The organism is Planotetraspora thailandica, assembly GCF_016863335.1.
Taxonomy (GTDB): Bacteria; Actinomycetota; Actinomycetes; order Streptosporangiales; family Streptosporangiaceae; genus Planotetraspora; species Planotetraspora thailandica.
This window is the reverse complement of the sequence record NZ_BOOR01000007.1, coordinates 141,589-152,619: the sequence shown is the minus strand read 5'-3', so window position 1 is coordinate 152,619 and position 11,031 is coordinate 141,589. Positions and strand designations below refer to the sequence as shown.

At 59.6% G+C, this 11,031-nt stretch carries 10 protein-coding genes; 1 reads left to right on the top strand and 9 read right to left on the bottom strand.

Features of this window, described 5'->3' with window-relative positions:
• Positions 1-154: 154 nt before the first annotated feature.
• The 7 genes from dbpB (Pth03_RS05725) to queC all read right to left on the bottom strand — a co-directional run bounded on the left by dbpB (Pth03_RS05725) (position 155) and on the right by queC (position 7,103).
• Positions 155-1,267, bottom strand: coding sequence for a DGQHR domain-containing protein DpdB (gene dbpB / locus Pth03_RS05725; RefSeq protein ID WP_203943066.1), 1,113 nt, complete (start codon positions 1,265-1,267; stop codon positions 155-157).
• Positions 1,267-2,499 carry a tRNA-guanine transglycosylase DpdA gene (gene dpdA, locus Pth03_RS05720; RefSeq protein ID WP_203943065.1) on the bottom strand — a complete coding sequence of 411 codons (1,233 nt, stop codon included), beginning with the start codon at positions 2,497-2,499 and terminating at the stop codon, positions 1,267-1,269. Before dpdA ends, dbpB (Pth03_RS05725) begins: the two co-directional genes overlap by 1 nt.
• Complete coding sequence (gene dbpB, locus Pth03_RS05715) at positions 2,496-3,638, bottom strand: DGQHR domain-containing protein DpdB (RefSeq protein ID WP_203943064.1); 1,143 nt, start codon at positions 3,636-3,638, stop codon at positions 2,496-2,498. The genes dpdA and dbpB (Pth03_RS05715) overlap by 4 nt, the downstream gene beginning before the upstream one ends.
• 961 nt (positions 3,639-4,599) lie before the next feature.
• Positions 4,600-5,397 (bottom strand): GTP cyclohydrolase FolE2, encoded by a 798-nt coding sequence (gene folE2, locus Pth03_RS05710; RefSeq protein WP_203943063.1) that lies wholly within the window; start codon positions 5,395-5,397, stop codon positions 4,600-4,602.
• Positions 5,397-5,753 carry a 6-carboxytetrahydropterin synthase QueD gene (queD, locus tag Pth03_RS05705; protein ID WP_203943062.1) on the bottom strand — a complete coding sequence of 119 codons (357 nt, stop codon included), beginning with the start codon at positions 5,751-5,753 and terminating at the stop codon, positions 5,397-5,399. The genes folE2 and queD overlap by 1 nt, the downstream gene beginning before the upstream one ends.
• Complete coding sequence (queE, locus tag Pth03_RS05700) at positions 5,753-6,391, bottom strand: 7-carboxy-7-deazaguanine synthase (RefSeq protein WP_203943061.1); 639 nt, start codon at positions 6,389-6,391, stop codon at positions 5,753-5,755. The genes queD and queE overlap by 1 nt, the downstream gene beginning before the upstream one ends.
• A gap of 7 nt (positions 6,392-6,398) precedes the next feature.
• On the bottom strand, positions 6,399-7,103 hold the full coding sequence (queC, locus tag Pth03_RS05695; RefSeq protein ID WP_203943060.1) for a 7-cyano-7-deazaguanine synthase QueC: 705 nt from the start codon (positions 7,101-7,103) through the stop codon (positions 6,399-6,401).
• A 1,583-nt stretch (positions 7,104-8,686) separates the two neighbouring features.
• On the opposite strand from queC, the gene Pth03_RS05690 reads away from it, so the two are divergent.
• On the top strand, positions 8,687-9,175 hold the full coding sequence (locus tag Pth03_RS05690; protein ID WP_203943059.1) for a hypothetical protein: 489 nt from the start codon (positions 8,687-8,689) through the stop codon (positions 9,173-9,175).
• 529 nt (positions 9,176-9,704) lie between these two features.
• On the opposite strand, the gene Pth03_RS05685 is transcribed toward Pth03_RS05690, so the two are convergent.
• Positions 9,705-9,989: a hypothetical protein gene (locus Pth03_RS05685; protein ID WP_203943058.1), complete on the bottom strand. Its 285-nt coding sequence runs from the start codon at positions 9,987-9,989 to the stop codon at positions 9,705-9,707.
• A 176-nt stretch (positions 9,990-10,165) separates the two neighbouring features.
• Entirely contained in the window at positions 10,166-10,855 is a 690-nt protein-coding gene (locus tag Pth03_RS05680) for a hypothetical protein (protein ID WP_203943057.1), read from the bottom strand.
• Between the last annotated feature and the right edge of the window lie 176 nt (positions 10,856-11,031).

Genomic DNA, 11,031 nt, shown 5'->3' with positions numbered 1-11,031 from the left:
CCCGACCTTCACTGAGACACTCCGTGTCCCACGTACGGCACGCTCTACGAGAATCTGTCCATGCCAGAACTAGATCAAGAACAGATTTGAACGCATTTCGTCTAGATGGGGCACGGGTGGCCCGGTCACTGTCGCGACCGGGCACCTCTGTATATCAAAAGAGGAGTTCCTGACCGATCAAGCGGAGCAGTCCGGTGGTGAGTAGCCGTACATCGTTGGGAGTGTTCTGGAGGCTGTTCCACTTTCGAGACTCGCCGCCGGCGAAGTTCCAGCTACCCGAGGTCCAGGCAACTCCCTGCGCGATCTTGCTGAGGGCCTTGCTGACTGCGGCCTCGATCTCATGCGGACGGCGATCTTCGGTGAGAGCGTCCATGACAAAGCCCATGGCCTGGATGCCGACGCCATGCGTGAGGCGGGAGAGGCGTGGTGGCAGAGCCCACGCTTCCGGGAACCTGCCCCGAACGAGACTCCAGAAGGTGTTCAGATGCAGCAGCATCTGCTCAACATCGCCGCTACCGTCATCCGGATTGCGGTACTGGTAGAGCGCTCCTTCGAAGAGACTGTGCTCGATCATTCGCAGGATGCTGTTGTCTTTGATGTATCCATCCGGCGAAGTCGGAGTGGCTATGACGCCGTAGAATGGCCCCCCGAACGTACCGTTGAGGCGAGTCATGAGGGCCGCAGGAAGTTGACGGCGAGCGTAGGCGGGCGGCAGATGCCCCGCGGTGTCAGGCAGCAACTCGTGAATCAACCCCTTCGGGAGGGGCTTGGTGTTGTTCACCAGAATGAACTGGGCCCGCTGCTCGGCCTCGTCCGCGATGAAGCCGACGGCTGCCACGGGAAACTCCCCGATGTCTGCTTCCCTGATCGCGGCACTGCGTTGCTGGCCGTCGACTAACCACGCCGGCTTCTCATCCTCAGACAACGTCTCGTCGATCGGCACCACCAACTCCCCAGGGACGGAGTAGTGCACGCCGTTGTCCTGCGTAGATGCAAGAGCTTCGAACCGGACACGCTTGTCGAACGCAAGCACCAATGCATTGGGCAGCATGGCATTGTCAGACTCGAGGTAACGCTGAATCGCTCGGATGTGACTTGCAACTTCTGGCCGCTGGTAGCCCTGAAGTTGCTCCTCCGGATCACGTCGAATCCGGGAGACTGCGGCGAATTCATGCAGTTTCTTCCCATCGACGGCGAAGCAGTAGATGCGGCGCGCTCCCTGCCGAACCTCCAGCGCTGGAAGACGAAGCGTGTGGCGGTCGGCCATTAGTTCTCCTGTTCAAGGGGGCGCGTGATGTGCCGAATATTATCAGCGAAGACAGCAAGATTGTGGAATCCGCGCCTTTTGTTCCGCTCAGTGCCCCGAAAGATCACCATCTCGATGCCATGCGTGCCACACAGCGTGCACAAACACGACTTCCATGGCTGTGCTTCAAGAATCTCTCGGTAGGCGGAAACCTTACTCTTTTTGTTGGGGTCAACCAACTGGTCATACTCTGAGACCGCCTCGATGACCCGGTCTACGGTCTCTTCACCTCGATCGTAGGCACGCAACCGCTTAAGACACTCACGCTCTAGCGTCTTCGCTTTCGCTTGAGAAACTTCACCTGCGAGAACTCGACGCTTAAGTGCCGGGTTAGCATCTACCTGTGGGACGCGAATCGCTGTAAAAGACTCAGTAGCAGTGTGATAGTTGTTGCGATCATCCATGAAGGATTGCCGGAAGGGAGACGTACTGTCGAAGCTGGTGACACCATGGCCGGCAAACTCTTCCATCGAGCCGACGCGGGTGATGCCCAGGAGGTGGAGTTCCGTTTCTGGCCTACGAACCTCATCGATTACTTGGAGGCAAGCAAGGATCTCGTGCGTCTTCAGCGGCACCATGCCCCCCAGAGCGATCCGCTGATACCCCATCTCCTGCAGGCGATAGACGCTATCGGCGTAACTCGCCGGACTCCAGCCTTGCGCCGCCCCGACGGGTTCGATCTGGTCTCCACGCTTCTGGACCCCGGCTAGGAACTCCTCCGCATAGTGGAGCGAGATCTTCCGTCTTTCTGCCCAGGCTGGGTTCACATCCGCATCAGAGACCTTCGCGTCGTAGCCGAAGATCACATGGTCGATGCTGATTCCTAAATCAAACCCGCAACCTTCATAGAAGTTCAGAACCTCATCCACCGTATACGGGGGAAGCTCTTCATCGACGTAATTGAAGGCGCCGCAATCTCCAAGCGTGGCGACATTGTCTGGAAGACGGAAGAATTTCGTCACGCCAAGCCGGTAGAGGCGCTCTCGCTGCGGCATGCTGTATTTACCGGCACCCTTCAGGGAGCCGTCCACAATCGCCTTACTGACAAGAATGCCGTCGTACGGGTTCGGCTGGAGAACCTCGTGTGCATACTTGTCATCGCGTTGCCGGACTCGATACGGCGAGTACTCTTCGGTGATGAAGTCATAGGTCGGGCTAACAAGATCTTGGCTGTCGGGAAAGTAGAACTTCATGTGAGCTCCCTACGGGCAATCTGGTGGACACGGATGAGGTAGTTAGAGAGCTCTTGAACGTGCTTACCTACGTTCTCTATCTCATTCCACCGGTGCCCGAGTTCTTCCCATGAGCCCTCCGTCCACCTGCAATAGGGGGCGATCAACTCGAGATGCTGTCGCACGCTCTCCGGGGCATCCGATCGTGCGGGATCGACTACGCCAAGAATCCGATCCATCAGGCGGCCCATCGCCCGAATCCCCGCCCCGTGCATGAGCCGACTCTTCTCCGGCGGTTTGCCCCATGCGACGGGGAAGGTGTCGCGCACCGCCGTCCAGTAGATGAAAAGTGCCTGGATGATGCCATCGAAGTCCGTCTCACCACGGCCAATATGCCGATACGGGTACAGGCATCCAGAGGAGGACAGGAGGCTTTCTTGGATCATGTCGACGATGCCCGTGTCGGTCACCACAGCATCAGGCTGTTTGGTGCCGGCGGTCGACGCCCGCCTGATCAACCCGTAGAACGGCGAGTTCTTGTCAGCGTTCAAGACATCGCACAGATGCGACGGAGCCTTCCTGATCGCCAGGCGCGGTGGTAGAGGGCTGTCGACCTCTGGCAGAAGCTCTGTGACAAGGCCCCGAGGCAACGGCTTGGTGTTGTTGATCCGAACGAACTGGTCGCGCTGCAGGTTCACCGTGTCCGCCACGAACGCCGTGACGGGGACGGGAAAATCATTCCGACGGGTCTGTGCGAGCGCCAACGCTCGCTGCTGACCATCGACGATCCACGCCGGCTTGGGCTTACCCTCCTGCGGGACAGGGATCGTGAGCCTCCCCGTATCGGAGATCCCATCAGAAGGGTGCCTGTTGCCACCCCGCGTACTACGGAACTGCACGTTGGGCGACAGAGCCATAATGATCGGATTCGGGAAAATCGGGACGTCGCTATCCAAGTACTCAACAATCTCTTGGATGTGCTTTTTCACCTGAGGCCGCTGGTAGCCAATCAGCTTGCCAGCCTCGTCCCGGCTCACCCGAGAAATATCCGCGAACTGCAGGACCTCCTCGGCCCGCAACATGAACACATACAGCGGATAGTCCTTGGCTTGAACAATCCGCAGCGCGCGTACTTCAGTTGTGGCGGGCTTCCTTGGCATGGGCGTCACCGCCAACCTCCGGAGCGAGCCTCTGCCAGGAAGAGCTCTCGAAAGCGGGCCTGCTCACACGACCGACCCGACCTACGCAGCTCACGCAACAGCGCCGTCGCCGACGTGGGGCCGTACACAAGATGCTTGCGGATGAAGGCACGGACCTCCTCGTCCGCCATGCGAATGCCCGGAGCCTTCGGTGCTGTCTGGGGTGCTCCAGCGGTGGCATCTGCCATGAGTTTGGCGAGCATGGACCGGCTAACGGGCTCCCCGCTAGCCCGACCCGCCTCCAAGACATGGGCTGCTGCTCGAGCATTGAGCGACAGCAGACTCCCCCCCAGCACGGGGGTGAGTGCAGCAGTAACCGGGATGACGAACTCGTCGACCTCGGAGCTTCGTCCGCCTGGCCCGATGATGGACAGACTGTCCTCGCTGGTCAACGCTTTTGCAGCATCGCGCAGGTCAGTTGCACACGCGCGAAGGTACGGCTCCGACAAGACCGCCACGATTGCCGCATCCGGATCTCTGCGAGCCAGAGCGGTGAAGGAACGCGGCTGACCTGCTTGGAGCCCGTCCCAGGCAGCCAACTGCTCCCACCATCGGCGTGCCCCAGCCATGTCAGGCGCCACAGAGTCTTCATGACCCGCTGCGAAAGTAGCCGCGTAGGGCGCGATACGCGCATCGACCCTGATTAGTCCGTAGCCTGCCGAACATACCCACAAGGTCGCATCCTCGCCGGCGATCTCAGCAAGCCCACGTGCAATCAGCCAATGCTCACCGGCATACATGTCGCTGGCCGGCCTCGCCGCTGACGCAGCAGACAGACGCTGCACCCACTCCTCGCAACGCACATCAACGCTCCCAGTGCCCAGACTCCGGACACGCAGATGCTCAGGCGCGACACCACGCTTGCGGTTGGTACAGGTGACCACGACGTGCACGGTCTGCCCGTGCTGGCCCGCAATGTCATTCACGGTGCTACACGCGGCGAGGTCCACGAGACCGCGGCGTAGGCCGCGTGATTATGGATGCTCTCGTCGTTGACGGCACGAACGCGATAGGAGGCGACGTGCTCGGCTGCATCCAAGGCCAGGCATACGTTGCGGACCATGTCCTCAACAAAAACAGGATTGTCGTAGCCCGCCATCGTGACATGGCGTTCATCGGGTCGCTTCAGCAGCGCATAGACCGGAGAAGAAGCAGCATCTTCCGCGATGCTGATCAACTCATCGAACCATAGATCAGTCGCATGATCGGCGGGCTTGATGTCAATCGTGATGTGGCCACGTTGATTGTGGGCGCCGCGATCACTGATCGCCTTGCTACATGGGCACACGCTGGTGACAGGCACCTCAACGCTCAAGGTCACTGCCGTGCCGTTGCCGTTGCTCACCGCGGACACGGCGCAGGTGTATTCGACATACGCCCGGGCCCGCGTGACGGGTGCCTCGCGCTCGAGGAAATAGGGGAAGGTCAGGTGCACACGCGCGGAAGGGCTCCCCATATGTTGCCGCAGGTCGTCGGCCAAGCTGGCAGCGCTGTGTGGGGTGAGTTGCTCTCGCGCGTTGTGCAGCACCTCAATGAAGCGACTCAGATGGGCGCCTTTGACCTCAGGGCCCAGACTGACTGACATGGAGGCCGTGGCCACGGTCTCGCGCTTAGCTCCTTGGCCGTCAGCGACCAGCACTGGGTAGCGAAGGCCCTCAATCCCCACTTCATCAAGAGGGATGCCACGAGTGTCAGGTGCTGCCTGTACGTCCTCAAGCATCAGTTCTCTCCCCGGTAGATGCAGCCGGAGGTGCACGTCTCGCGTACGTGGATCGCCGATAAGGGCAGGTCGCCGATCAGTCGATCCCACACCCACTTAGCGAGTACCTCGCTGGTCGGGTTCTCCAGTCCCGGGACTTCGTTGAGGTAGTAGTGGTCAAGTTGGTCCAGGAGCGGCTTGAACGCAGCCTTGATCTCTGCGAAGTCCATGACCCACCCAGTCGCCGGGTCCACGTCGCCCTGCACATGGACCTCAACGCGGAAGCTGTGCCCATGAAGTCGAGCGCACTTATGGCCAGGCGGGACGTTCGGGAGTCGGTGCGCGGCCTCGAATATGAACTCACGAAAGATTTCCATCAACGGATCCCCAGCGTCTTGTGGGTCTGGATGCTCAAGTGCCACTGAGGATGTTCGAGGCAGTATGCGATCGCCGCCTGTGTATTAGCGGCGACGTCCGGGCCGTCCATCGGTTGCAGCATGAAGCGATCAAAATCAAGGTCTTCAAAACGTTCAGGCTCAGCGCCGACCTGCGGATAGACCAACTTCAGGTCGTGCCCGGCCTTCAGAACCAGTTCGGCGCCGGCCTTCGGACTCACGCAGATCCAGTCGATACCGTCAGGTGCAGGCCGTGTGCCGTTGGTCTCGATGGCGATCTCAAAGCCCTCGGCGTGCAGAGCGTCGACCGCTTCCGCATCTAGTTGCAGCAGCGGCTCTCCCCCGGTGCAGACCACGTACGGTCTGCTTCGAGCATGCGCACGCCCCTGCCAGGTCTTCGCTACCGCTGCGGCCAGATCGGCGGCAGTCTGGAACCGTCCTCCGCCCGGACCGTCGGTTCCGACGAAATCCGTGTCACAGAACTTGCAGATCGCCCGGTGCCGATCCTTCTCCCGGCCCGTCCATAGATTGCAGCTCGTAAAGCGGCAGAAGACAGACGGCCGCCCCGCGTGGCTACCTTCACCTTGAAGCGTGTAGAAGATTTCCTTCACCCGGTACATGCCGGGATCAATTCTTTGCAGGGCTGAGGGCTGGGTCGACCAAACCGAGCTCTTTGAAGCCCCTCCCGCGCAGCAGGCAAGAGTCGCAGGTCCCACAGGCTCGCCCGTCGATGGGGTCGTAGCAGCTGTGGGTCCAGGAGTAATCGACACCCAACTCCAGCCCACGCTCGATCGTCTGGGCCTTGGTCAGCTCGATGAGAGGAGTGTGGATCTTCAACTTCTGTGTGCCTTCGACCCCAGCCTTCGTCGCCAGGTTCGCCATACGTTCGTAGGCCTCGATGTACTCGGGCCGGCAATCCGGATAGCCGCTGTAATCCAGAGCGTTCACGCCGATGAACACATCAGAAGAGCCCAGCGTCTCCGCCCAGGCCAGAGCGAAGGACAGGAACACTGTGTTCCGTGCGGGGACGTACGTGATCGGGATCTCACTACCGAGGTCATCGACGCTTTCGTGATGGGGCACATCGAGGGCGTCGTCGGTGAGCGCGGACCCGCCGAACACCGCGAGATTGATATCAGCGATCACATGCTTTGCTGCGCCCAACTCAGCCGCAACCCGCGTGGCGGCCTCAAGTTCCTCCGTGTGGCGCTGCCCATACCGGAAGCTCAGGGCGTAGGTCTCGTAGCCTTGTTCGCGCGCGATCGCCAAAACAGTGGTCGAGTCGAGGCCGCCACTTAGCAGCACCACGGCCTTGCGCTGGGTTGTAGTCACTTCTCCACCCTCTGCTCGCCTGCGCGTCCAGGGAAATTACAGCACTGTCATCCGACAAGATGAGCGTAGTTACTGCGAGAACCAGATGCCAACCTCGTAGCTAGCGGCCCTCCCGACACACAGGCACCTCGAACTCTGGGAGCCTTCAGCACCGCACTCCACGGGTTGTGACACACCAGGCTAGAGCCGCAGATGGCGGAGCGCTCGACGCTCAGCACAATCAGTGGATGTCGAAACTGCACGCCAGTGGTGTCCACGAGGACCGTCAGTTAACGACTGATGGACCGTCGCCGCAGGTAGCAGACGGCTACCGGGCGGAAGTTGCAACCAGTGGCGATCAACCGCCGTCGTCCGCTGCGAGGCGACCCTGAGAAGTGCCTACTCCTGATCTTCGTCAAAGACTGCAGGCCGCTTCTCCCCTCTCGAGTCTTCACGCAATCGACATCGGCATGTCAAGCCCGGGCAACTCCGGTCGCCGTGGCCGTTGCGGCGAGTGGAGCGCGCCTTGGAGCGTTGGTGCGGGGCGGCGCCGATCAGTACTTCAGAGATGAGATCGAGCGGAGGATTGCAAGCCACCACAAGTAGTGCCGGTGACTGACAAGCCTCCGCCCGTGACCCATATCGCTCCAGCTACTACTTAACGGCGGCGTGCATAGCAAGGAGAACGGCAGTCGCCGTACCGATAGCTACGGCCGGACCGCCTGCTGAGTACGTAGAGATGGCCGAAGCCCCGGAAAGAGCAAGGATCACAACCCACCGCACAGACAGCCGTGGCGGCTCTTCGGGAGGGTTGGGGGTCTTACTAGGCTTACCCATACGGCATTCTCCTGCTTCGCTCGAGAGAGATCGCCGTAAGCGGGGCTCCGGCGGCATCCGGAGCCCCGCACGGCTGAGGTCGCCCACCATCATGCGCCACCGACGCCCCATCTCTGCGGACCACCGATCAACGCCTTGACCCGCCAGCCTGCCCCGGTTGATCATGGCCTCATCATGTAATGACGGCCCTAGGGAATGAGGGCGGGTCAAGGCGCAGTACTCGACAGCCGACTAGTTCCTTCGCGCAGTCAGCCAGAGAGAGGGCAAGGATGAGAAGTAAGCAGCGGCAGACATTGCAGAAGCGTCTTGAGCGCCTAGAGGCGATGGAAGCAGCTGAGACGGTGGTCCGCGCCCAGGAGCAGTTGAGGAGACTAGGTAGTCCAGACAGGCGACCTAGCACAATACGGATACGACAACGGTTCGTCTATTCGGACATAACCGCAAGCATTGATGCTGACGACCGGCGACTTCCTCCCGTTAATGAGCGGCCACCTATGACTCGAATTATGTCGCCACGCGGTATAGCCCTACAACTATATCTTATTGCTCTTTACGAAGCTCAGATGTACCATCGGGGAGGCGGTCGTCCTATAAATAGGCGACCCCTAATCGTTGGCGGCTCCCAAATCGGATGGACCGATCTTGTTACAGTCCCTCCGGCAACACCTCAAGAGAGAGGGCCGCATAACACTAAAGAGAGAAAACGGCGCGCAATTGTATCTGCCCTATCACGCCTCTCCGCTCGAGATGTTGAACTTGCGACTCTCATGCGACATAACGAGTCTTATGCAAAGTACGAGCAGTTCCAGATTCTAGACGAAGGAGGAGCAAGGCCTGCCGGGGAGACCGTACCTTACCTTGTCCCGAGAAGCGGCGAGCATCATATAGCGTTACCCACATCGTTCTTCGAGAACGGCTGGATCTATGTACTAGAGGACTCTGAAATAGCATTCCTCCTGATGCTGTTTCACTTACACAAGACAATATCCACCCAATTCTGGGTAAAGGCGGAAACTTACGAAAGGCTCGCACACTTTGGCATCGGTCGTGATGCATACGGTGCACACGAAGTCCTGAAGATATTCGGTCTTATAGACGTGCAAATAGGAGCAAATCGTCGACCCGACGGCAGGATTTTCAGGCCCGCCTCATATCCAGACGGAGATAGGCCCTTGAATCGATTCATGTTAACCCCGGAGGGATTTGAGAACCTTGGGCAAGCGAGCGCGATAGCTGCACTCCGAGGCCTGATCTAAACTTGTGTAATCATAAAATTCTTAGCACTGCCTGGCCGAACGGCGCGACCGATTCATTTGGGACTCGATGTCCACTAGCCAAATTGTCTAGCGACTCGATCCGGGAGCCAGATATTGGCAAGTGATACCTCTCGAGTTTGCCAACGGACGCCACCCAAGACCCATTCCTGGATAGAGGATACAGGTCTCTCTTTTCTCCGACTGGTGATGACTACCCAGAACGAATTCGCTCATTCGAACCGTCTTCGGTGCCGTACGGTTGAGCCCGAACTCCTGATAAGAGTTCTAGCGAACTGGGAGCACAGCAGCATGACCTCGCGCAGAGCGTCGACGCGGGATATTCTCGGGACGATCATGAAGGACGTAGGACCACGATTATCGTCTATGCAGGTCGAGCGAGTTATGGACGCACTCAATCCGTGCTCTCCTACTGCGGGACTGAACCATCAAGGCTCCGGCGCGGGGTGACGTCCCCTCGCGCGATCCCTGCTGACGAGATCATGTGGCCAGCGATCGGCGGCGAGACGTGCTACCGGGGCAACTCACGCAGGGCCCGCCAGGCGGCGGCCACATCGAGGCTGCGGGCGGCATACGCCAGGGATAGCAGGCTCTCGCCCAGATAGCCGTCGTCCTTCTCCACCCTCTTGTCCGGCACCAGGCGTGCCAACTCGCCAGCGTCAGGAGGCGGTCCGGCCGCCATCTTCTCCAGCAGATCGCGCGCCTCGCCCGCCCCGACGCCGACCAGCAGGAGTCCGATGCCTTGCCGCTCCACGGCGACGTCCTGGGCCAGCAGGGACAGCGCGATTGTGTTCATGATGACGTCACCACGGAACGGAAGGAGAACCGTGTCCGCACCCCAGCCGACTAGCGAGTTCCGGCTGAGCCCAAACCTGCGATAGGCAGCCCGGCCCTCCCTGAGCAGCGCTCGGGCGGTCGCGTCAAGGTAGACGGGGACGACGGTGTCCTCGTAAAGGCGGGCCCATGCGGTGGTTAGTCATCGCCAGGCATCCAGATGGACCGCCCCCCAAGCGGTTTGACTCCTTTTATGCCGAGTAGCTCATTGACGTTATCCGCCAATTCGTCTTGCACCATTTGCGAATTTATGCCATGGACATCAGTGTTACCCTGTGCCAATCTGACCTTGGTTATGCGCATTCCTTTTACACCAATAGGCACTTCATGGATTACCTTAAGAAGTGATGCGTACGGGTCCGGAAGAACGTGCAAATGAATTATAAGCTGCCGAACCACCTGTGTCCTGTCTTGCCCTTTCAGAAATGCGGCGCCGGAATACAACTCGCCCACCCGTAACAACTGTTCAACTAGGAATACTCGCCGATCTCTATCATGCTGCTCATTGAGCTGTTGGTTTAGTCGTCTATCTGCAGCAGTTCGCTCCTCATGAAGTCGCCGATCGGCGTCAGCCCGATCCTCTGCACGCTGATGATCGGCATCTCTCACGCCTTGCTCTCTCTGACTTTTTTCTCGTTTCCAGCCAACAAGGGCGATGATTAAGGCTACGAGCACAGCCGCAACAGTGCCCCAGCCTTGGAGCTGATCGGTCAGCGGCACATCGTCCGGCTTGGGAACAGGGGTGATGGTAACCGTCGTCGTCACGGTCACGGTGGGCATAGGTAACTGCTGCCCTGGGCTTGGTACTGGTGTCAACTCGACCCTCACAGTCCGATCTCCTTAGAGAGGGTATAGCCAACGATGTCGAGTAGGACGCCCCACTTTGCGCCACCCAGTCAGCACTTCTCAAGCCGGCTGCACTTCATCTCGTCGGGCTCGGCTTCGACCGCCAATTCGAGTCGGGGACGATCCACAGGGCATCGTTTTCTGCGGGCTAAGCGTTG